Raw genomic sequence first — 20,446 nt, forward strand, 5'->3', positions numbered from 1 at the left:
CGAAACAACATCTATTGGCGGTGCAAAGTGTTTGCGCTAGGGTGGCTGTCGAACCGGTTCGACAATGCGGTGCCGAAGTCCGTCACCGTTCTGATGCGAAGGAGCATCCGACCATGTCACTCACCCACTCGACTGTCGCGAGCAGGCGATCTCGCCGCCGGTCCCCGCTGTTGCGCGTGTCCGTCGCTGCAGTTGCAGCCGCTTCTCTGGTCGCTGCCGGAGCAGCACTTCCTGCCGTCGCGGCCATCGGAGCAAACACCCTCACCATCGACGCGGCGTCGGTCGTGCGTCCCGTCACGCATGTCGGCGCAGGCGGCCTGTACGGTCTCGCGACGGCGAGCACACCCGATCCCGCGTCGTTGCTGCCGCTGCACGTCAACCAGTTCACCCAGCCGGCACCGGGCGTCCAGCAGTTGGGGAACGGGGCGACCACTCCATCCGGCGACGCGCTCAAGGTCGCGCCGTCGCTGATCTCGGCGGGCGGCCAGGAGACCGTCCGCATGCCGGATATCTACCCGGACTGGCCGTACAAGTGGGTCAGCTGGAGCGACTACCTGTCGAAGGTCGACACGATGGTCCAGGCGCGCGTCTCGGCCACCTCCACGACCAACATCAACGGGTGGGAGCTGTGGAACGAGCCGGACGGCACCTGGAACACCTCGGCGGCAGGTCCGTTCAACGACGGCTGGTCGCGCATCTATAACGAGGTCAAGAGGTACGACACCGTCACTCCGATCGTGGGCCCGAGCATCTCCAGCTATAACCACGATTGGATGACCAGCTTCCTCACCGCCGCCAAGAACGCGGGTACCCTGCCGGACGTCATCAGCTGGCATCTGTGGAATTCGGACGCCCTTCCCGGCGAACTGGCCGACCTCCGCGGGATCGAGAGCTCACTCGGCATCTCGCCGCGCCCGGTGTCGATCAACGAGTACGCCTGGCCCGACCAAGTGGATGTGCCCGCGGCATCGCTGCGCTACCTCGCGACCTTCGAGCGCGCCACCGACGTCCGCGATGCCGAACGCGCCTACTGGTACGAGTCCGGCACGATGAACGGCCTCTTCGTCAACGGGCAGCCGACCGGCACCTACTGGCTCTACAAGTGGTACGGCGACATGACCGGCAACATGGTGTCCGTGGCCCAGAACGGCCTGCAGGACGGCATCGCGTCGCTGGACACGACCCGCAAGATCCTCACGGCCGTCGTGGGCGGCGCAACCGGCGACAACTCCGTATCGGTGAAGAACCTCAGCGGCTTCGGCTCATCGGTCGCGGTGACCGTGCTCTCCACGCCGGACTCCGGCCGCCTGCACGCGGTGTCCGCTCCGACGACCATCTGGTCGGGGACCCTTACGGTCACCAACGGAGCCATCAGCGTCCCGCTCACCGGGCAGGACCCGGGCGCGGCGTACGAGATCGTCGTCACGCCGACCAGCGGACCGGTCACCTCGTACCAGCAGACGTACGAGGCAGAGAACGCCTCCGTGGTCAACGGCATCCGCTACTCCTCCTCCGCCGCATCCAACGGCGGATACGTCGGCGGCCTGGACAACAGCGGCGACATGCGGAACGACAGCTTCGTCGACTTCCTGGTCAACGTCCCGGTCGCGGCCGACTACAGTCTGTCGATCCGCTACGCCAACGGCACGGGTGCCACCTCCACCCAGGGCGTCGCCTACGACGGCGGCGCCTGGAGCACGGTCAGCTATCCCGCGACCGGCGGTTGGGGCGCCCAAGGGAAGTTCGCGACGGTCTCCGGACCGACCCTCCACCTCACCGCCGGATACAACATGATCCGGCTCGCGAAGGGATCACCCTACTTCGCCGGCGGCAGCGGTTACGCCGAACTCGACTCCATCTCCCTGTCCACGACCGCCGCCGTCCCCGGTTGGTCGCAGCCGTCGAATCCGCCCGCGGCGACGTTCGTGCAGCGGCTGGAGGCGGAGTCCGGAACGGTCTCCGGCGGCAACGTCATCGCCTCGTCGAACGCGTCCGGCGGAAGCTTCGTCGGCGGACTCGACTCCTCCACCAGTTCGGTGACCATCCATCCCAACGTCCCCGCCGCCGGCACCTACCGGCTGCAATTGGGCTACGCCAACGACGGAGGTTACACGCAGAACGGGACGCTGGATGCGGTGGTCGGGCTCTCCGTCAACGGCGGAGCCGCAACGAACCTGACCCTTCCCGTCACGGGGCCGTGGGGTGCGAACGGCGGATCCTTCCCGGTGGCGACCGCGACGGTGCAGCTCAACGCCGGCACGAACACGGTCACGATCGCCCACCAGGCGAATCAGAACTACGCGGAACTCGACTATGCGCAGTTCTCCTCCCCCGCGGGGGCGGTCGTTCGGTAACGGACACCGCTTCTCGGGTGGCGCCTATCGCCCCCAGCATGACAGGCGCCGCCCGGAAGGGCCGGACCCGGGAGACCGGGTCCGGCCCTTCGCTCAATCGACGGCGGCGCAGGACAAGGTCCGCCCGCCGCGGAGCGTTCAGTCGACCGATCGTATCGGCTGACGGCGTTCGAAAGTCTCGAGCGCCCGAAGAGCAGCAGGGCGGAGGTCCTCGATCTGTTGAAGCGCAAACGACCTGAACTCCTCGAGCGCCCGATCGATGTCGGGTTCGTAGCCGAGGATGAAGGCTCGAGGGCCCGCAAGGATCGAGTAGTCGTCGACGGTGGCGAGCAGCGCGACGGCGCGGTCCGGCGCCAAGAGCATCATGTTGAGGCCGAAGAATTCGTCGCTGCAGGCGTCGAGGTCCGATCCCGTCACGTCGACCTCGAAGGCCATCGTCGTCGGGTCGACGAACGCATCGTCGTTTGACACGGCGACGTAGCGCCCGATGCCGTGCGCGGCACTCGCTCTGATGATGCGCTCGATCTGGTCGGGGTCGATCCGCGCCGCGGCCTCCTGCGCGAGAACGGAGGAACCCGTAGCGGACAGCCACTCGGCGCGGAGGTCGTAGGGGCCGTCGGCGGCAGCGTCCCTCAGGCCGACGACGGCCTGCAGGCGATCGGGATCAGTGATGCGCTGCACGAGTGTCCAGCGTCTTCCGAAGGACGAGCACCATCGCCACGCCCACGCAGAAGCCCGCTCCCGCCGCGAACAGGCCCCCACCGTTCGTCCACAACCGGGAGAAGATCAGGGCGAAGCCTCCCGCTGCCAGCAGACCGTAGGCGAGTGACAGCGCGATCCCGGAGCGCCACCACGCGGGCGCCCGCCGCTCAGACCAGTCGATCGCCCAGCGCAGACCGATCCCGAGTGCCAAGCCGAGCAGCATCGAGGTGGGGATCGTCCAGATGAACAGGAACAACAGATAGAAACCCGCGACCAGGGGCGGAGTCCACCCCAACGGCGGCGCCGTCGCCGTCGCGTGGATGAGCACGCCGAGTCCGGTGCACCAAGCGATCGAGTACCAGACGAAGGGTCCCCATCTCCGCCGGTTGGGGGTGGCATGACCCGACAGTGTCGTCGCCTCCTCCTCTGTCCGGTCGGAGGTTCGTGGGTCGCTCACACGCCAGAATCTACACCGGAGCCGCGATGACTCTTGGAGCAGTGGCTGTCGCGTGAGCGACGATGTCTCGTGCGAGGTAGGTTTCTCTCGTGGCTGCATGGGAGGCGGACGATCAGTATCCGGGATTCCAGCTGGTCCGGAACGGATTCGTGACGAAGTTCCACTCGGCAGCCGTGGTCGATGAGTCGCTCGCTTTCTTCCGGTCGGCCGGCTACCGCGTCGTTCGACTGGATACCGCATCCTGGACCGACGAAGCCGACCTCCACGACGTGCTGAGCACCGCCCTCGACTTCCCCGCCTACTACGGGCGCAACTTCTCCGCGCTGGCCGACTGCCTTCAGGACGTCGCCGAGCAGGCGTACGGATGGACGGCGGCCGACACAGGGCTCGTCATCGAACTCGACCACCTCGATCGGTTCCGCGCGACGATGCCGGCCGCCTGTTGGATCCTGCTCGACATCCTCGTCGACACGGCTCGTCTCGGAGCACTCCTCGGCAACAGGATCCTGTGCGTGATCCGGTCGGACGACCCGCGGCTGGACATCGGATCGGTCGGTGGCGCGGAGCCCCCGTGGAACCCACGCGAGTGGCTCCTCTCCGACCGCGTGGATGGGGCCGCGTCGTGAGCGTGACCCCCGCTCACAGCACAGCGATCGACGAGCTGCGGACCCTGAACAATCGCTCGTGGGGTCAGACCGCTCTGCTGAGCTGTCTCGAGCGTCTCCGTTCGGGCGGCCCGACTTCCGCGGAAGAGGTGACCGTCGTCGACGCGTGGGCGTTCGACGACGGCTTCTGCGTCATCTACGGATCGCCCTGGGGTCCCACGGCGGGGCTGCGTGTCACGGCAACCGGCGAGCAATACTCCGGTGCGTACACCGATCAACCGACGGCGGAGGAGTTCGGGATGGACATCGCCGACTTCAGCATCGCCGAGCCGCTGGGGCGCTTCGCCGACCGACTCGTGTTCGATGCCGGCGGTGTGGGCTGGTGGGGTGATCCCCCGTTTCCAAGCGGGTCAGTTGACCACCATCGCACTCAGTACCAGGTGCCGCCCCCGTCTTCGGCGGGTTCGGCTCGGTAGTCGAAGAGCGTCCACGTCTCGTCGTTGAACCTGCGCCCGGCACGTAGTGGCAGGTGCGTGGTCCACCAGCTCTTGCCGGGCGCAACCGGTGTCGGAGTGAGCAGCCGCCGGAATTGCTCATCCAAGTCATCGACCTGGCGAGCGAACTCTTCGAACTCCGGGAACCGTTGAGCGGCGGGATCGCGGAGGACCTCTTCGATGAAGTCTCTGGGCGCGAGATCGTTGAAGTACTCGGCAACGTAGTCGTTATAGCCGCCTGCGACGTTGGCGATGATCGCGTCATAGCCGTGGAGCAAGCTAGCAGGGTCGCGCTTCCTGCCCGTCCCCGGGTACGGCCGCACGACGTTCTCGACGTAGGTCGCGAATCCAGACACGCGTGAAGGATACCGGCAGCGGCCAGAGCCCGCCGTGCGCGGCGTTCACCCGCGGCGCGTCGCACGCGGAGCTCGCACCAGCACCACGGTGAGGACGACGGTCACCAGAACGCTGTAGAGCCAGCCGCCGACGACCGCGAGCAGCACGAGCCAGTGCTGGGACGACGGCGTCGCCGCGACGGACCAGATCGCGGCGCCGAGGAAGGCGGACATGACCACCGTGGCCGTCCACCGCGCGGTCAGCCGCCAGGCCATCCCCCACATGCTCACCGGCCGCGGGGGCATCGTGACACCTGCCAGCCATCCGCCCGGCTGCGCGAGTCCCGTCGCACGGCTCTCTTTCCTGGGCGTCGGCGGGCGCGGGACCGCGCGGTCAGGACTCTGCCGCCGGCCGGGGTCGCTCACACGCCAGAATCTACACCGGAGCCGCGGCGACCGCTCAGCGGGTGGGCCAGTGCCAGCTGGGACGGTCGAGGAGGCCCTCCTGGCCGCGCACGTGGGTCTCGCCGAGCTGCTTCTCCAGGTGGATGCGGCTCACGTCGTCGACGAGGTCGCGGTCGGCCGCGGAACGCTGGATCGCATCCTGCAGCTCGGGAGAGTGCGTGACGACCACGAGCTGCGCGTTGGCCGACGCGGCGACGATGAGGGAGCCGAGGGCGGGCAGCAGGTCCGGGTGCAGGCTGGTCTCCGGCTCGTTGACGACCAGCAGCTGCGGCGGACGCGGTGACAGCAGCGCGGCCGCCCAGAGCAGGAAGCGCAGGGTGCCGTCCGACAGCTCCGCACCGGCGAGCGGGCGGAGCAGCCCGGGCTGCCGGACGGCCACCGAGAACTGGGCGCCGTCGACCACGATCTCGACCCGGCTGCCGGGGAACGCCGCATCCACGGCCGCGTCGAAGGGGTCGCCGCCACCCGACTCGCGGATGGTCTGGATGGCCGCCGCGACATCCGTGCCGTCGGCGGCGAGCACCGGCGTGCGGGTTCCGAGCTGCGGTAGCCGCGCCGGGGCCGCCGTGTCGGTGCGGAAGTGGTCGTAGAAGCGCCACGCGCGCAGGTTCTCGCGCACCCTCAGCACCTCGGGGGCGCGGACAGGATCCACGACCTCGGTAAGGATGCTCTCGAACGTGCGCAGGGTCTTGCCCAGCTCCGTCCAGTCGCCGTCGTCGCCGCGCACGCGGACGTGGCCGCCGCGCCGCTCGGCCGCCAGACTCGACGGTCGAGGTGCAGGGCCCGTCCACACGGTCTCCAGCTTCAGCTCGGGATCGCGGCCGAACGCGGTGTCCTTGCTCGGCTGTGGCAGTCCGAGGTCGAGGGCGTAGCCGAGTCCCATGCCACCATCGTCGAGCTGCACGCCCAGCCGGAGCGCGACCGGGTCACGACGGACGGTTCCCTGGACGGGCGCGTCGCCCTGGAGCATCGCCCGGCCCAGCCGCTCGGGACCGGCCCACAGCGTGGAGTCGAGACCGCCCTCGCGCGCGATCGCGACGACCACCTCATCCCGCCCGCACCCGGCCAGCAGGCGCAGCGCCCGATAGAGCGACGACTTGCCCGCCCCGTTCGCGCCCGTCACCACGGTCAGCCGCCCCAACGGGATGACGAGGTCGCGCAACGAGCGGTAGCCGGAGACGGCGACGGTGGAGATCACTCCGGGATCGTATCGGGGGCCGCCGACGCGAGTGGATGCGCGCGACCTGCCATCAGACTTCGTCGCTCCACGGAAGGAAAGGACTTCCGGACCGGGCGCGCTCGATCCGCTCGTGGTCGGAACCTCCCAGCATGACGACGTCGCCGCCGAGGGGAAACCGCGAGACGGTCGTCGTCGCCTCGTACGCGCGCCCATCTGCTGTCGTCGCGACGGAGACGATCGTCCAGTCCTCCTCCGTCTCGGAGAAGCGCCCGGCCGCGGCCGCGGCCACGAGGTCGCGGAGGACGGCGACGCCGGCTTCGTCGTCGGTCAGCGTCCACTCCGCATGCTCGATCTCCGCCGTGAGCTGATCGAGGTAGGCGTTCCACCGCACAGCGGCCGCCCCTTCCCGACGCGGCTGCAGCGTGACGGAGGCGTCCTCGCGGCCGCGGAGCACATCCACCGCGTCTCCGAACTCCGACGCGACGTCCGCGACCAGCGTCGTCAGCAGGGGCAGTATCCGCGGCGGCGGCGGGGCGTCGATGTCGGGAGCAGGCGGCAGCTCGGGAGCGGGATCGGGCAGACGCGTATCCGACGGGATGCGAATGCGCACCCGGTAGTCCGGGCCGCCATAACCCGCCGGGTGGTCGTCGGTCGGCACCCGGTCGACGTCGCGCTCGATCCGATCGTCGGGGTCGTTTGTGCGGTAGTGAGCACCGGCGACCGGCACCATGCGCTCGTACCACGCGACGATCCGCTCGACGCGCCCGGTGACATCGGCGAGAGGCACACGGTCGTCATACGGATGGAGTTCGTGGAGATAGGTGGGCACACCATCCGGTGCCGGCAGATCGTCAACCGGGGCCCGAACCGTCAGCGTCACGTCCTCGCCCGCTGCGAAGGGGATGCCGCAACAGCCGAACTCGGCGCTGAACACGAGAACGTCGATCGCGGAGGTGGCGTCCATGGAGCAACGGTACCGGGAGGCGCCAGCCCCGACGAGCTTTCGGATCAGTCGCCGAGCGTCCGCTCGTGCGCGTCCAGGAACGCCGCGACCTCTCGATACCGGATCAGGCTCACGATGGCGGACGCCGCGAAGAGCAGGATGGCCGCCGCGAACAACCAGGTCGCCCAGAACACCCCGCTCGAGATCGCCGATCCCACCATCATGAGCGTCAGGGCGATCACCAGCGGCACGTACCCCCAGGTCGCCCGCTGCGACTGCCGTGCGGCCGCGACGATGACGGTCGCGTGCCGCGTGTCGAGCGCCTCCTTGCCGCGGAACTGGCGGACGGCGGACTTCCGTTCCTCCCGCGAGAGAGGGCTCAGCACCGCCCGCCACCGAGGGACGTAGTGGCCGGTGCGTCTCCCCCAGACGAACGTGACCACGGCGACCACGAACCCCAACCCGCTGATGCCCCAGCCGATGACGACGCGCGGCCCGATGCCCTCAGAGGCCGTATGCTGCGGGCGCGACGGCAGCAGGAGAGCGATGACGACACCTGCCGCGACACCGACGAGAAGCAGTGCGACGATCCACAACAGCGTGGTGCCGCGACGTCGCGTCAGGCGTTCGTCGACCTCACCCGCCGCGAGCCGCTCCGCAGCGGCCCAGCGGTCGTTCTCCTCGATCCGCGTCATTCTGCGCCTCCCGGCGCCACGGTATCCCCGATCAGCCCGAAACGCGAGGAAAACTCACGCGACGCCGGTGACCCGCGTGCGCTCGAGCAGGTAGCCGACGGCGACCGCCCCAGCGGTGCACAGCATCACGGGCACGAGCAGGTCGGGTCCCTGGCCGGTGAACTCCATGGTGAGGAGCAGTCCGGTCACCGGCGCGCGCATCGTGACGGCGAGGAAGGCGGCGGCGGCGATCAGGGCGAAGGCGGGGAGCTCGGCGCCCGGCCAGAGGAGGTTCCAGGCGGCACCGCCCCCGAGTCCCAGCCCGGCGCCGGTGGCCAGCGACGGAGTCAGGGTGCCGCCCGCCGCGCCCGCTCCGATGGTTCCCAGCGTCGCCGCCGCCTTGACGACCGTGGTCAGCAGGATGAGCAGCACCGGCAGCGTCGCCGCGAACGCGAGCTGGCCGAGCGCGCGGCCGTTGCCGAGGATCGCGGGCAGCCAGAGCGACACGACGCCGACCGCGACGAAGGTCAGCGGCATCACGATCAGGATGCCCCACGAGCGCGGTCGATGCGCCTGCGCGAACCGCGCTGCGCGCACGAAACCGACGGCCGCGCAGCCGATCAGCGGGCCGGCGAGCAGCGACCAGACGACGATCGTGGGGCTCAGGTGCAGCTCCGGGAGTACATAGAGCGGGTTCGCCGGAACCCAGATGCGGGCGACGAGCGCGGCGATCGCGGAAGCCGCGAACGCGGGAAGCACGGTCGCGAAGCTGATCTCGGCCAGCAAGATCTCGACGGCGAAGACGGCGCCGCCGAACGGGACGTTGTAGACCGCGGCGAGGCCCGCCCCCGCCCCGCACGCGACGAGGATGCGCCGCTCGCGTGCCGAGAGTCCCGCGCGCTCGGCGAGCCATCCCGCCCAGAGCGCTCCGACCTCCCGCGGCGCCACCTCGCGGCCGATGGAGGCGCCGAGCCCGACGATGACCACCTGCAGAGCAGCGTTCAGGAGCGTGACGACCGGAGGCATGCGGCGTCCGTTCACCGACTGCTCCACCGAGACGACGGCGTGAATCGGCGACCGTCGCCCCCAGCGGCGGAGCGCCCACCAGCCGACGCCGCCGATGACGCCGGCGACAGCGAGCGCCACGACGCGGTTCACCGGCGGCGCGTTCAGCAGGCCCTCGAAGAAGTCGCCCTCCGAGTAGCCGAAGGCGAGGTGCTGCAGGGCGTGCAGGCCCAGCGAGACGAGTCCGCCGCCGATTCCCGCTCCCACCCCGACCAGGGCGGTGACGATGACGAGGCGCACGACCCACCGCGGGGTCGCGGAACCGGTCGCGGGTCGGGCGGGAGGCACGGCACCCAGCGTATCCGCAGCACTTCCCGCGGGCTCGTCGGTGGAAATCGTGCAACGAAGTGTTCACCGAGCGCCCCTAGCGTTACGACCGTGACCCTCTCGCGCCCGGGTGTGCCGGATGTCGACGCCGACCGTCGGCGCACGACGCCTCTCCCGTCGCGCGGCATCCGGCGCGGCGTGGTGGCATGGGCCGTGCGCCTGTGGCCGGGCGCGACCGCGCTGACCCTCGGCTGCGTCGCGGCGATCGCGATGCTGGCCGTCGCGGCGGGTACGGAGTTCCCGCTGTTCTCCGAGGCGTCGGCCGAGCGGGGGCGCGACTGCACGACGATCCGGAGCGCACGCCACGCCCTCGACGCCGCGCTGGATGCGCACCTGGCGGCGCTCGGGGCGCATCCCGTCGAGGCGGGATCGGCGATCCAGGATGCGGTGACGAGGTTCCGCGCGGAAACGAGCGACATCGCCACGGACGCGGTCGCTCGCGCGCTCGACCCGGTCGACCGGACGCTCGACGACCTGCGGGGCGCCGTCGACGGACGCGCCCTCGCCCGCGACCCCGGGGCGGCACTCGCCGCTGCCAACGGAGCGGCGGCGGAGCTTCGGGGGGCCTGGGACGGACCTCTCGCCCGGGTCTGCGACTGACTCGGACGCCGGTCAGCTGCCGGCGACCAGCGCTCCGACCGTGAGCAGCGACACCGAATCCTTCGTGCACGCCGTCGCGCCCGCATCCTTCACGAACAGCGACTCGGTCGAGCCGGGCGGGTAGACCCGGAAGCCGTCGGCCTGCTTCGGGGCGCAGTCGGCCTCGGGATAGTTCAGCGCCTGGGTGATGCGCAGCGGCGCCTGCGCGGTCGCACCCGGCTTCAGCACGACGGTGGGATGCGGCGTGCTGCGGTCGAACTGGGCCGCGGCACCCAGCTGCGTGCCGTTTCCGTCTCCGACGAACGACACCCCCGGCCATCCCTGCAGCGAGCATTCACCCGAACCGTTGTTCGTGAGCACGAGGGTCACCTCGACGCTTCCCGCCGCCCCGCCTCCGCCCTGGGCGATCGTGCCGGAGAGGTCGCCCGTGTCGCACTGCCCGTCGATGGGCGTCGCGGTCGCTGTGGAGGTCGGGGTCGGCCGCGACGTCGAGGTCGTTGATGCGGAGGGCGATCCGGTCGGCGCCGGGCTCGGCGAGACGCATCCCGCCAGGAGGATGGCGAACGTGAAGGCGACGGCGGTCGCGGAGACGGCGCGGAAGGTCGTGTTCCCGGTCATGCGCCCATCCAACCGGTGCACGGCGGCTGGAGCCGCAGGACCCGCCGGACGACGGTGACGGAGTCCGCCCGAGGGCCTCGGAGGGCGGCCTGGCAGGATGGATGCATGACAGCGCTCGGCACCTGGCTCGCACGATGGTGGACGATCGGGGTGCCGGCGATCGGTGTCGTGGTCCTGGTGGCCTTCTGGGCGGTGGAGCTCAACACGATCGCCGTGGTCGTGATCGCCGTGGTCCTGGCCGGGACGGTGCTGGCGGCCGTCCAGCACGCGGAGGTGGTGGCCCACCGGGTCGGGGAGCCGTTCGGTTCGCTCGTCCTCGCCGTCGCGGTCACCATCATCGAGGTGGCGCTGATCGTCACGCTCATGACCACAGGCAAGGACTCCCCCGAGCTCGCGCGCGACACCGTGTTCTCGGCCGTGATGATCACGATGAACGGCATCGTCGGGCTCTCGCTGCTGCTGAGCGCATCCCGCCGCGAGTCCACCGCCTTCAACGCGCAGGGCAGTGGAGCGGCCCTCGCGACGGTCACCGCGCTCGCCACCCTGACGATGGTGCTGCCGAGCTTCACGTCGGCGCCCGGCCCGGTGTTCTCCGGACCGCAGCTGGTGTTCGCGGCGATCGCCTCCCTCGCCCTGTACGGGATGTTCGTCTTCACCCAGACGGTGGCGCACCGCGACTTCTTCCTCCCGGTGGGCAGAAAGGGTAAGCCTCTGACCGAGGACGACCACGCCGAGGCGCCGACCAAGCGCGCCGCCCTGATCAGCCTCGGGCTGCTGCTCGTGTCGCTGGTCGCGGTCGTCGGATTGGCCAAGCTGGAGTCGACACCGATCGAGCGGGCGGTGACCGGGATCGGGCTGCCGCAGTCGTTCGTGGGCGTCGTCATCGCGCTGCTCGTGCTGCTGCCGGAGGGAATCGCCGCAGCCAAGGCGGCATCGCGCAACCGCACCCAGACGAGCCTCAATCTGGCGCTCGGCTCGGCGATGGCGAGCATCGGGCTCACGATCCCGGCGATCGCCGTCGCGTCGATCTGGCTGCCGGGCGCACTGCACCTCGGGCTCGGGTCGAGTCAGATCGTGCTGCTGGTGCTGACGGTGCTGGTCAGCATCCTCACCATCGTGCAGGGACGCGCGGTGCGGCTGCAGGGCGGCATCCACCTGGTGCTGTTCGCGGCGTTCATCTTCCTGTCGATCGCGCCGTAGCTCGGTCGCAGCCCGCGACATTCGTGCCGAATGTGCGGTATGGCGGCGCCAGAACGCACATTCGGCACGAATGTGCGCGGGTCAGGCGGCGGTCGCGGCGTCGAAGAGCTGGGCGGCGGCAAGGCGGGCGGCGTCGGGTGTGCCTCCGCGCATGGCCGCACTTGCTGAGGCGCCGTCGAACAGGAGGGTCAGCTGGATGGCGAGGGTGCGGGGGTCAGCAGCCCCGGCGGCCGCGGCCTGGCGCTCGAAGTAGGCGGTCAGCTCGTCCTTGAACCCGCGCGCGACGACGGCGGCGGGATGCGCGCGGTCGCGCAGCTCGGTCGCAACGTTGACGAAGGGGCAGCCGTAGAAGTCGCCGGCCGCCGCGGCGGCGTGGAGGGCGTCGAAGACGTGGAGCACGCGGTCACGCGGGGCGGCCTCCTCGTCGCTCTCGAAGTATCCGGTGACGACGCTCGGCCCGTACTCCTGGAGCATGGTGGCGACGATCGCATCCTTGCCGTCGAAGTGCTGGTAGATCGAGCGCTTGGAGACCTCGGCCTCCTGCGCGAGCCGGTCCACACCCACCGCGTTGACGCCCTCGCGCACGAACAGGCGCGCGGCGGCAGCGAGTACGCGATCGCGCGGCTTCGGCCGGGAGGGTGCGGTGGCTGTGGACACGCCTCGATCATAATCGGGCGGTTGCAAAAAGTAAACCGATCTGTGTACATTGCAAGTACACAGATCGGTTTACTTTCGGAAGGACCCTCTCATGACCGACATCACCGGCCGCGTCGCCCTCGTCACCGGCGCCAATCGCGGCCTCGGCGCCGCCTTCGTCGCAGCACTCCTCGAACGCGGGGCCACGAAGGTCTACGCCGCCGCCCGCCGCCCCGAGACCGTCACGAGCGACGACCCGCGTGTCGTCCCCCTCGCCCTCGATGTGACGGACGCGGAGAGCATCCGGCGGGCGGCCGAGATCGCGAGCGACGTCACGGTCCTCGTCAACAACGCCGGCATCGCCGTCAACGAGTCGCTCGTCACCGGCGACCTCGACGAGATCCACCGCGAGTTCGACACCAACTTCTGGGGACCGGTGCTCGTCACCCGGGCCTTCGCCCCCGCCCTCGAGGCGAACGGCGGAGGCGCCATCGTGAACATGCACTCCGCCCTCAGCTGGCTCGCCTTCGGCTCCTACAGCGCGACCAAGGCGGCCCTGTGGTCGGCCAGCAACTCAAGCCGCGTGGAGCTCGCGCCCGCGGGCATCCAGATCGTCGGCGTTCACGTCGGCTACGTCGACACCGAGATGGCGGCGGACGCGACGGGCGTCAAGGTTCCGCCGCGCCAGGTCGCCGACGAGGCCCTCGACACCGTGCAGGAGGGCGGAGCGGAGGCGATCGTCGGAGAGGTCGCGCAGCAGGTCAAGTCGCACCTCCACGAGGATGTCCGCGTGCTCTACCCCCAGCTGGCCAGGTAGGCCTCTCCGCCGAATCCTTCCGGGCGGACGCCCCAGCTCACCGACCAGCTCTCGCCCGGCTCCAGCCAGCGCAGGCCGCGGCCCGAGTTGAGGGCGTTCGCCGGGGCGGTCATCGGCTCGATCGCGAGCGCCACTCCCCCGGGCTTGGTCGCGAAGGACCGATGCGTGAACACCTGCACGTAGCGGAACGCCTCATCGGCCCACAGCACGACGCGGCGACCGTCGTCGGCGGCGAGGATGTGCTCCACCGGCCCGTCGGGCAGGTCGGCGAACCCGGTGTCGAGCTCCAGCTCGCTCACCCGCCGGCCCGCCGAGAGGTCGAACGACGTGCCCGCGACCGGCGACTCGCCCGTGACGTTGCTGCGGTCGTCGGTCTCGAACCGGGTGCGCGCCGCCACCGTGACGGCCAGCTGGTCCGGCGGCACGTCCGCGATGCGGAGGTAGGGGTGCGCGCCGACGGCCACCGGTGCCGCCGTCTCGCCCGCGTTGCTGATCGTGTGGGTCACCTGGAGCCCCTCGGTGTGCAGTTCGTGCGTCACCGTGGTGTCGAGCAGGAACGGGTACCCGGGCTCCGGATAGACGGTCGCGGCCTGCGTGACCATCGAGTCGGACTGCTCCACCAGCTCGTACGGACGCCGTCGCAGCAGGCCGTGGATGGCGTTCCGTTTCGCCGGTTCGGTCAGATCGAGCTGCCGTGACTGTCCCTCGAACTCCCACCGGCCGTCCGCGACCCGGTTGGGCCACGGGACGAGCACGATCCCGCACGCCGAGGGCGGCTGCTCCTCGACGGGGTAGGGCTCGGTGAGGTCGGATTCGGCGAAGCGCAGGGAGCGGATGCCGGCTCCCACCTGCACGATGGTGGCGCTCAGGTCGCCGAAGTCGAGTTCGTACTGTTCACCGGTGGCGGGTCGCATGGCAACAGATTAGGCCTCAGGCGACGATCACCGGCAGTCCCGCATCCCGCAGGGCCGCCACCGCCTCCGGTGCAGCCGACTCGCCCGTGACCAGCTCCGCCACCTCATCCACCGCGGCGATCCGGCCGAGATGCGTGCGGCCGAGCTTGCTGCCGTCGGCCACCACGATCGCGCGCTCGGCCGAGCCGACCATGACGCGCTTGAGGTCGGCCTCGGGCAGGTTCACGTTGGTGATGCCGCCGGTGGGATGCACGCCGGTGCAGCCGATGAAGGCGATGTCGGCGTGCACACGGCCCAGGAGAACGGCGGCGAGCGGCTCGACGAGCGAGTGCTGCAGCGGCCGCAGAGTGCCGCCGGTGACGACGACCTCGAACCGCGGGATGGCGCGCTCGAGCTCGAGCGCGATGGTCAGGCCGTTCGTGATGACCGTCACGTCCTCCAGGTCGTCCCGCTCGACGAGGGCGCGTGCGATCGCGGCGGTGGTCGTGCCGACGTCGAGCAGCACGCTGCTGCCGGAGGCGACCATCGCCGCGGCTGCCTGGGCGATCCGGCGCTTCTCGTCGGCCGACGACTCCAGGGACTCCTCGAAGCTCGGCTCCCGCATCCCGGCTGTTCGCAGCACGGCCCCGCCGTGGACGCGGCGGATGCTCTGCTCGCGGTCGAGCGCATCCAGGTCGCTGCGGACGGTGACGTCGGAGACCTGGAACGCCTCGCTCAGGTCCGACACCCGGGCGAAGCCGGCGCGCCCGATCAGTTCGAGCATGCGTTCGCGCCGGAGAGCCGCGGGAAGGGCTTCGCTCATATGCCCATGCTGAGGCGCTTGCGATTCCTTGTCAATACGAAAGCGGAAGCGGTATCCTCGCTTTCGTATTCGAAAGGATGGCATGGCCTCGATCACGAAGCGTCCCACCCGTCTCTCCGACGGCCGCGACCTCATCTACTACGACGACGCCGACACGACGCTCGGCCCGGAGCGCAAGCCCGACCTCCGGGAGCCCGCGCCCCGGCCGGCCACCGCGACGATGCGGCAGGACCCGCTCACGGGTGAGTGGGTCTCCATCGCGGCAGCGCGCCAGAACCGGGTGATGCTCCCGCCCGCCGAGCTGGACCCGCTCGCCCCCGCGACACCGACGAACCCGTCGGAGATCCCCGACCTCTACGACGTCGCCGTATTCGAGAACAAGTCGCCCTCCTTCGGCCCGCTGCTCGTCGACGACAACGCTCCCGAAGGGATCGACGACCTGGCCGCGGTGGGCCTCGGCCGCACCCGCACGTCGGTCGGCCGCTGCGAGGTCGTCTGCTTCAGCCCGGCCACCACCGGATCCTTCGGAAGCCTCAGCCCGTCGCGCGCACGCACGGTCATCGAGGCCTGGGCGGACCGCACCACCGAGCTCTCCGCGCTGCCCGGCGTCCGTCAGGTGTTCCCGTTCGAGAACCGCGGCGAGGCCATCGGCGTCACGCTGCACCACCCGCACGGGCAGATCTACGCCTACCCGTACATCACGCCGCGCACCTCCGCGCTCATCCGCTCGCTCGACGCGTACGGACCGACGCTGTTCGCCGACATCCTGGAGCGGGAGCGCGCCAGCGAGCGCGTCGTCCTCGCCGGAGAGCACTGGACGGCATACGTGCCGTTCGCCGCGCGCTGGCCGATCGAGATCCACGTGCTCCCTCACCGCCACGTCGCCGACATCTCCGAGACGAACGCCGCCGAGCGCGACGAGCTGGCCACGCTCTACCTTCGGGTGCTGCGCGGGGTGGATGCGCTCTATGACTCCCCCACGCCGTACATCGCCGCGTGGCACCAGGCTCCCGTCGGCGTTCGCCGGGACGAGATCCGCCTCATGCTGCAGCTGACCTCGCCCCGCCGCGGCGCGGATAAGCTGAAGTTCCTGGCCGGCTCGGAGTCGGCCATGGGCGCCTGGGTGGGCGACATCCCGCCCGAGCAGGCGGCCGCCGCGCTCCGCGAGGCCGTCGCCCGCGCCGACCGCGACAACCCGGTCGGCGAACTGCCGGTCACCGTGAGCGGGCTCGTCACCGAGCCCGTCGTCGCCCCGGCGGGCACCGCATCCACTTCCGACCGAGAGGCTGACCGATGACCGACCTGCGCACGGGCGTCCGCGACGACTTCGCCGAGGTGTTCGGCCGCGAACCCGACGGCGTCTGGTCGGCGCCGGGCCGGGTCAACCTGATCGGCGAGCACACCGACTACAACCTGGGATTCGTCCTGCCGTTCGCGATCAACCGGCGCACCGTCGCCGCGGTCGGCGCGCGCGACGACCGCGTCATCCGCGTCGGGAGCACCTTCGCGGACGAGGTGGTCGAGATCTCGCTCGACGAGCTGGCGCCCGAGGTGCTCTCCGGCTGGTCGGCGTACCCCTTGGGCGTCGCCTGGGCCCTCGGCCAGTTCGGTGCCGACCTGGCCGCTGTGCCGGGCGTCGACATCCTGCTCGACTCCAACGTGCCCGTCGGCGCCGGCCTGTCGTCGTCCGCGGCGATCGAGGGCGCCGTGGCCGTGGCACTCAACGACCTGTGGCGTCTCGGGTTCGACCGCCGCACCCTCGCCCGGGTCGGCCAGCGCGCCGAGAACGTCGCGGTCGGTGCGCCGACCGGCATCATGGACCAGTCCGCGTCCCTCCTCGGCGAGCGTGACGCGGCCGTCTTCCTCGACTGCCGGTCGCTCGACTCCGAAGTCGTGCCCCTCGGGCTCGAGGCCGCCGGGCTCGAGATCCTCATCATCGACACGGGCGTGACGCACTCCCACGCCACCGGCGGGTACGCCGAGCGTCGGGCGTCATGCGAAGAGGGCGCGCGCATCCTGGGCGTCGAAGCGCTGCGGGATGTCTCGGTCGCCGACCTCGACCGCGCGCGCGAGCTGATGGACGACGTGACCTTCCGCCGTGTCCGTCACGTGGTCACGGAGGACCAGCGTGTGCTCGACACCGTTCGTACGCTCCGCGAGCAGGGGCCGACCGCGATCGGCGAACTGCTCGACGCCTCCCACGTGTCGATGCGCGACGACTTCGAGATCTCGGTGCCCGAGCTCGACCTCGCCGTGGAGACCGCGCAGGCGAACGGCGCGATCGGCGCGCGGATGACCGGCGGCGGATTCGGCGGCTCGGCCATCGCCCTCGTGCCGACGGACGCGCTCAGCCGCGTGCTCGTCGCGCTGGACGGCGCGTTCGCCGAGCACGGGTTCGGCCAGCCGGACCTGTTCACCGTGCAGGCGTCGGAGGGTGCGCGGCGCGAGAGCTGAGCGGGCGGCCTGTTCGGCCGGTTCACCTCCCGGTCACCCGGTGGTGTCACACTGTGACGCGTGAGTGGACAGGGAGTGAACGATCCGGTCGTCGTGTGGCTCGACGCGGACACCGTCCAGGTGCGGCAGCCCAAGACGTCGCACTGGGAGGCGCCCTTCCTCTACCTGCTGTTCGGGCGGGAGCGGGCGCTCCTGATCGACACCGGCGCGACGTCCGATGAGGCGGTGTTCCCGCTGCGGGCGACGGTCGAAGGCCTGATCGCCGACTGGCTGCGGCGCAACCCGGCGGTGTTCGTGCGCCCGTATCCCCTGGTCGTCGCGCACTCGCACGCGCACGGCGACCACATCGCCGGCGACGCGCTGCTACGGGATCGGCCGGGCACGACGGTCGTCGGCACCAGCCCGGCCGAGGTGATCGGCTTCTTCGGGTTCCCGACCTGGCCGGACGCGACGGTCACGTACGACCTGGGCCGCCGCGTGATCGACGTCATCGGCGGACCCGGCCACGAGCCGTCGGCCGTCGTGTTCTTCGACCGGCAGACGGGCATCCTCTTCACCGGCGACACCGTCCTCCCCGCGCGGCTGTACGTGCGCGACCTCGGGCAGTACCGGGCGACGATCGAGCGGCTGATCCGCTTCCGCGACGACCCGCCCGCGCCCGTGCGCGAACTGCGCGGTGCGCACATCGAGATGTCCACGGAGCCCGGCGTGGACTATCCGGCGGGGACGGTGGACCAGCCGGACGAGGCACCGCTGCCGCTGCGCCCGCGCATCCTCGACCGGGTGCTCGCGGCTCTCGGCGAGCTCCGCGGCACCCCCGGCGAGCGCGTCGTCGCCAAGCGCTTCATCGTCGTCGTCGACCGCTGACCCGCTCCGCGCCGCCCACCGTCGAGTCCGCAATCTTTGCACGCTCCGGTGGCGCGTCGTGTGCAAAGTGTGCGGACTCGACGGTAGGGGTCACGAGGGGCGGCGGGCGGCGGCGACGAGGAGGGCGACGCCGGTGGCGGCGAGAGCATAGGTGAGCGCGGAGAAGGGGATGCTGCCGTTGTCGCTGCGGATCGTGCCGCGGCCGTCGGCCCGTTGCCAGTCGCAGACGCTGCCGATCGGCCAGAACGAGCGATGCTCGGTGACGACGTCGCTCCGTTCCGAGATCAGGGCGCCCTCGGGAGCAGGTCCATACCGGGAGCACGGGTTCTTCCAGGCACCACCGACCGCCATCACGGCGAGATAGACGGCGAGCAGGAGAGCAAGCACTCCACCCCCGACGAGGAGGCGCGTGATCCGTCGGTGACGCCGGGGATGAGGCATGCGGCAGACGCTATCCCCGCGACGCCCGCCCAGGCGTCCGCCGTCGGACGGACGCGGGTCAGTCTGCGGACGGAGTCGGCTCCACGTCGGCCGGCTCGACCGGCCCGGGCTCACCGCCGGTGAGGCGCACCAGCTCGTCGAACGTGGTGGGGAAGACGGTGTGGGCGTGGCCCGCGGCCGCCCAGATCTCCGGGTAGCCGGCGAGCGCCACATCCACCACGGTCCGCAGAGGCTGCGGGTGACCGACGGGTGCGACGCCGCCGATCGTCTGACCGGTCGCCGCTTTGACGGTCTCCGCGTCGGCGCGGCGGATGCGGCCGCCGAGCCTCTCGCCGAGGAACGCGGTGTCGACGCGGTGGGCGCCGGAGGTCATCACGAGGAGCGGTTCGCCGTCGATGGTGAAGACGAGCGAGTTCGCGATCGCACCGACCTCGACACCCAGTTCCGCGGCGGCGGACGCGGCTGTCGGCGTGGCCGATTCGAACCAGCGGACCCGAGGCTCGACCCCCGCCGCGAGCAGCGCCGCCTCGACGCGCTCGACCGCGGGATGCGTCCGCTCGCGCGGCGCGTCGCTCACTGCAGCTCCCGCTCCGCCGACTCGACGACGTTCTGCAGCAGCAGCGCGCGCGTCATCGGGCCGACCCCACCGGGGTTCGGGGAGACCCAGGAGGCGACCTCGGCCACATCCGGCGCCACGTCGCCCGCGACGACGCTCTTGCCGGTCACCGGGTCCTCCACGCGGCTCACGCCGACGTCGAGGACGATCGCACCGGGCTTGACGTTCGCGGCGGTGACCAGCCCGGCGACGCCGGCGGCGGCCACGATGATGTCGGCACGGCGGAGGTGCGCGTCGAGGTCGTGGGTGCCGGTGTGGGTGAGGGTGACGGTCGCGTTGTACTCGCGGCGGGTCAGCAGTGCGCCGATCGACCGCCCCACGGTGACGCCGCGGCCGACGACCACGACATCCTTGCCGCGGATGTCGATGCCGTGCCGCAGCATCAGCTCGATCACACCGCGCGGCGTGCACGGCAGAGGCGAGGTGATCGGCCGGTTCACATTGAGCACCAGGCGGCCGAGATTCGTCGGGTGGAGGCCGTCCGCATCCTTCGCCGGATCGACGAGTTCGAGGATGGCGTCGGTGTCGAGGTGACCCGGCAGCGGCAGCTGCACGATGAAGCCGGTGCAGTCGGGGTCGTTGTTGAGCTCCTCGACCACGGCCTCGAGCTCGGTCTGCGAGATGTCGGCGGGCAGGTCGCGGCGGATGGAGGCGATGCCGACCTCGGCGCAGTCGCGGTGCTTTCCGGCGACGTACCACTGCGAGCCCGGGTCGTCGCCGACGAGGATGGTGCCGAGCCCCGGGACGATGCCCTTCTCACGCAGCGCGCTGACGCGCTCCTTCAGCTCCGCCTTGATCGCAGCGGCGGTCGCCTTCCCGTCGAGAATCTGTGCGGTCACGTTCGCTCCTTCCACAGAACGAAGCCGCCAGCTCCTGAGTT

Annotated in this window: 24 protein-coding genes; 9 read left to right on the plus strand and 15 right to left on the minus strand. The window is 70.7% G+C overall.

Going from position 1 to position 20,446, the window contains the following annotated elements; all coding sequences use genetic code 11:
- Positions 1-113: 113 nt before the first annotated feature.
- Positions 114-2,354, plus strand: a complete 2,241-nt coding sequence (locus J2Y42_RS16770; protein WP_309860744.1) for a CBM35 domain-containing protein — start codon at positions 114-116, stop codon at positions 2,352-2,354.
- Positions 2,355-2,492: 138 nt separating this feature from the next.
- Here J2Y42_RS16770 and J2Y42_RS16775 read toward each other — a convergent pair whose 3' ends face one another.
- Both J2Y42_RS16775 and J2Y42_RS16780 read right to left on the minus strand, forming a co-directional pair.
- A complete protein-coding gene (locus tag J2Y42_RS16775; protein WP_309860747.1) occupies positions 2,493-3,035 on the minus strand; it encodes a hypothetical protein in 543 nt (180 codons plus the stop codon).
- Positions 3,019-3,513: a hypothetical protein gene (locus tag J2Y42_RS16780; RefSeq protein ID WP_309860750.1), complete on the minus strand. Its 495-nt coding sequence runs from the start codon at positions 3,511-3,513 to the stop codon at positions 3,019-3,021. Before J2Y42_RS16780 ends, J2Y42_RS16775 begins: the two co-directional genes overlap by 17 nt.
- Before the next feature lie 89 nt (positions 3,514-3,602).
- Between J2Y42_RS16780 and J2Y42_RS16785 the strand changes: the two genes are divergently transcribed.
- Positions 3,603-4,139: a barstar family protein gene (locus J2Y42_RS16785; protein WP_309860753.1), complete on the plus strand. Its 537-nt coding sequence runs from the start codon at positions 3,603-3,605 to the stop codon at positions 4,137-4,139.
- On the plus strand, positions 4,136-4,594 hold the full coding sequence (locus tag J2Y42_RS16790; protein ID WP_309860755.1) for a hypothetical protein: 459 nt from the start codon (positions 4,136-4,138) through the stop codon (positions 4,592-4,594). The genes J2Y42_RS16785 and J2Y42_RS16790 overlap by 4 nt, the downstream gene beginning before the upstream one ends.
- Here the strand turns inward: J2Y42_RS16790 and J2Y42_RS16795 are convergent.
- The 6 genes from J2Y42_RS16795 to J2Y42_RS16820 are packed head-to-tail and all read right to left on the minus strand — an operon-like array spanning position 4,549 to position 9,562.
- On the minus strand, positions 4,549-4,968 hold the full coding sequence (locus J2Y42_RS16795) for a hypothetical protein (protein ID WP_309860758.1): 420 nt from the start codon (positions 4,966-4,968) through the stop codon (positions 4,549-4,551). The two genes, J2Y42_RS16790 and J2Y42_RS16795, sit on opposite strands and share 46 nt — an antisense overlap.
- 45 nt (positions 4,969-5,013) lie before the next feature.
- Positions 5,014-5,373 carry a hypothetical protein gene (locus J2Y42_RS16800; RefSeq protein WP_309860760.1) on the minus strand — a complete coding sequence of 120 codons (360 nt, stop codon included), beginning with the start codon at positions 5,371-5,373 and terminating at the stop codon, positions 5,014-5,016.
- 34 nt (positions 5,374-5,407) lie between these two features.
- Positions 5,408-6,610 carry an AAA family ATPase gene (locus tag J2Y42_RS16805; RefSeq protein WP_309860762.1) on the minus strand — a complete coding sequence of 401 codons (1,203 nt, stop codon included), beginning with the start codon at positions 6,608-6,610 and terminating at the stop codon, positions 5,408-5,410.
- Between the two features lie 52 nt (positions 6,611-6,662).
- Complete coding sequence (locus tag J2Y42_RS16810) at positions 6,663-7,556, minus strand: DUF6578 domain-containing protein (protein ID WP_309860766.1); 894 nt, start codon at positions 7,554-7,556, stop codon at positions 6,663-6,665.
- A 44-nt stretch (positions 7,557-7,600) separates the two neighbouring features.
- Positions 7,601-8,230: a hypothetical protein gene (locus tag J2Y42_RS16815; protein ID WP_309860769.1), complete on the minus strand. Its 630-nt coding sequence runs from the start codon at positions 8,228-8,230 to the stop codon at positions 7,601-7,603.
- A 54-nt stretch (positions 8,231-8,284) separates the two neighbouring features.
- Positions 8,285-9,562, minus strand: coding sequence for a chloride channel protein (locus J2Y42_RS16820; RefSeq protein WP_309860772.1), 1,278 nt, complete (start codon positions 9,560-9,562; stop codon positions 8,285-8,287).
- Between the two features lie 90 nt (positions 9,563-9,652).
- Here J2Y42_RS16820 and J2Y42_RS16825 point away from each other — a divergent pair, with 90 nt between their 5' ends.
- Positions 9,653-10,201, plus strand: coding sequence for a transporter (locus J2Y42_RS16825; RefSeq protein ID WP_309860774.1), 549 nt, complete (start codon positions 9,653-9,655; stop codon positions 10,199-10,201).
- Between the two features lie 12 nt (positions 10,202-10,213).
- Here J2Y42_RS16825 and J2Y42_RS16830 read toward each other — a convergent pair whose 3' ends face one another.
- Positions 10,214-10,819: a DUF4232 domain-containing protein gene (locus J2Y42_RS16830; RefSeq protein ID WP_309860777.1), complete on the minus strand. Its 606-nt coding sequence runs from the start codon at positions 10,817-10,819 to the stop codon at positions 10,214-10,216.
- A 105-nt stretch (positions 10,820-10,924) separates the two neighbouring features.
- On the opposite strand from J2Y42_RS16830, the gene J2Y42_RS16835 reads away from it, so the two are divergent.
- Positions 10,925-12,019, plus strand: a complete 1,095-nt coding sequence (locus J2Y42_RS16835) for an ionic transporter y4hA (RefSeq protein ID WP_309860779.1) — start codon at positions 10,925-10,927, stop codon at positions 12,017-12,019.
- Positions 12,020-12,100: 81 nt separating this feature from the next.
- On the opposite strand, the gene J2Y42_RS16840 is transcribed toward J2Y42_RS16835, so the two are convergent.
- Positions 12,101-12,676 (minus strand): TetR/AcrR family transcriptional regulator, encoded by a 576-nt coding sequence (locus J2Y42_RS16840; RefSeq protein ID WP_309860782.1) that lies wholly within the window; start codon positions 12,674-12,676, stop codon positions 12,101-12,103.
- A gap of 91 nt (positions 12,677-12,767) precedes the next feature.
- On the opposite strand from J2Y42_RS16840, the gene J2Y42_RS16845 reads away from it, so the two are divergent.
- The gene (locus J2Y42_RS16845) at positions 12,768-13,472 is read left to right on the plus strand and encodes an SDR family oxidoreductase (protein ID WP_309860785.1); all 705 of its coding nucleotides are present in this window, start codon (positions 12,768-12,770) and stop codon (positions 13,470-13,472) included.
- Here the strand turns inward: J2Y42_RS16845 and J2Y42_RS16850 are convergent.
- Positions 13,451-14,386: an aldose 1-epimerase family protein gene (locus J2Y42_RS16850; RefSeq protein ID WP_309860788.1), complete on the minus strand. Its 936-nt coding sequence runs from the start codon at positions 14,384-14,386 to the stop codon at positions 13,451-13,453. The genes J2Y42_RS16845 and J2Y42_RS16850 overlap by 22 nt on opposite strands.
- Before the next feature lie 16 nt (positions 14,387-14,402).
- Entirely contained in the window at positions 14,403-15,188 is a 786-nt protein-coding gene (locus tag J2Y42_RS16855; RefSeq protein WP_309860790.1) for a DeoR/GlpR family DNA-binding transcription regulator, read from the minus strand.
- Between the two features lie 82 nt (positions 15,189-15,270).
- Here J2Y42_RS16855 and galT point away from each other — a divergent pair, with 82 nt between their 5' ends.
- From galT to J2Y42_RS16870, 3 genes are read left to right on the plus strand one after another with little or no spacing between them, the layout of a single operon-like run.
- On the plus strand, positions 15,271-16,485 hold the full coding sequence (gene galT / locus J2Y42_RS16860) for a galactose-1-phosphate uridylyltransferase (RefSeq protein ID WP_309860792.1): 1,215 nt from the start codon (positions 15,271-15,273) through the stop codon (positions 16,483-16,485).
- Positions 16,482-17,642, plus strand: coding sequence for a galactokinase (galK, locus tag J2Y42_RS16865; protein WP_309860794.1), 1,161 nt, complete (start codon positions 16,482-16,484; stop codon positions 17,640-17,642). Before galT ends, galK begins: the two co-directional genes overlap by 4 nt.
- Before the next feature lie 60 nt (positions 17,643-17,702).
- Entirely contained in the window at positions 17,703-18,509 is an 807-nt protein-coding gene (locus tag J2Y42_RS16870; RefSeq protein ID WP_309860797.1) for an MBL fold metallo-hydrolase, read from the plus strand.
- Positions 18,510-18,599: 90 nt separating this feature from the next.
- On the opposite strand, the gene J2Y42_RS16875 is transcribed toward J2Y42_RS16870, so the two are convergent.
- From J2Y42_RS16875 to J2Y42_RS16885, 3 genes are read right to left on the minus strand one after another with little or no spacing between them, the layout of a single operon-like run.
- Positions 18,600-18,950 (minus strand): hypothetical protein, encoded by a 351-nt coding sequence (locus tag J2Y42_RS16875; protein WP_309860800.1) that lies wholly within the window; start codon positions 18,948-18,950, stop codon positions 18,600-18,602.
- A gap of 58 nt (positions 18,951-19,008) precedes the next feature.
- Positions 19,009-19,527, minus strand: coding sequence for a YbaK/EbsC family protein (locus tag J2Y42_RS16880; protein WP_309860803.1), 519 nt, complete (start codon positions 19,525-19,527; stop codon positions 19,009-19,011).
- The gene (locus J2Y42_RS16885; RefSeq protein WP_309860806.1) at positions 19,524-20,405 is read right to left on the minus strand and encodes a bifunctional methylenetetrahydrofolate dehydrogenase/methenyltetrahydrofolate cyclohydrolase; all 882 of its coding nucleotides are present in this window, start codon (positions 20,403-20,405) and stop codon (positions 19,524-19,526) included. Before J2Y42_RS16885 ends, J2Y42_RS16880 begins: the two co-directional genes overlap by 4 nt.
- Between the last annotated feature and the right edge of the window lie 41 nt (positions 20,406-20,446).

Origin of the sequence: Leifsonia sp. 1010 (genome assembly GCF_031455295.1) — a bacterium.
GTDB lineage: Bacteria > Actinomycetota > Actinomycetes > Actinomycetales > Microbacteriaceae > Leifsonia.

Bases quoted from the DNA above. Each gene is read 5' to 3' on its own strand.
- J2Y42_RS16770 (WP_309860744.1), top strand. From the start codon at position 114: ATGTCACTCACCCACTCGACTGTCGCGAGCAGGCGATCTCGCCGCCGG.
- J2Y42_RS16810 (WP_309860766.1), bottom strand. From the start codon at position 7,556: ATGGACGCCACCTCCGCGATCGACGTTCTCGTGTTCAGCGCCGAGTTC.
- J2Y42_RS16815 (WP_309860769.1), bottom strand. From the start codon at position 8,230: ATGACGCGGATCGAGGAGAACGACCGCTGGGCCGCTGCGGAGCGGCTC.
- J2Y42_RS16830 (WP_309860777.1), bottom strand. From the start codon at position 10,819: ATGACCGGGAACACGACCTTCCGCGCCGTCTCCGCGACCGCCGTCGCC.
- J2Y42_RS16835 (WP_309860779.1), top strand. From the start codon at position 10,925: ATGACAGCGCTCGGCACCTGGCTCGCACGATGGTGGACGATCGGGGTG.
- J2Y42_RS16845 (WP_309860785.1), top strand. From the start codon at position 12,768: ATGACCGACATCACCGGCCGCGTCGCCCTCGTCACCGGCGCCAATCGC.
- J2Y42_RS16850 (WP_309860788.1), bottom strand. From the start codon at position 14,386: ATGCGACCCGCCACCGGTGAACAGTACGAACTCGACTTCGGCGACCTG.
- J2Y42_RS16855 (WP_309860790.1), bottom strand. From the start codon at position 15,188: ATGAGCGAAGCCCTTCCCGCGGCTCTCCGGCGCGAACGCATGCTCGAA.
- galT (WP_309860792.1), top strand. From the start codon at position 15,271: ATGGCCTCGATCACGAAGCGTCCCACCCGTCTCTCCGACGGCCGCGAC.
- galK (WP_309860794.1), top strand. From the start codon at position 16,482: ATGACCGACCTGCGCACGGGCGTCCGCGACGACTTCGCCGAGGTGTTC.
- J2Y42_RS16875 (WP_309860800.1), bottom strand. From the start codon at position 18,950: ATGCCTCATCCCCGGCGTCACCGACGGATCACGCGCCTCCTCGTCGGG.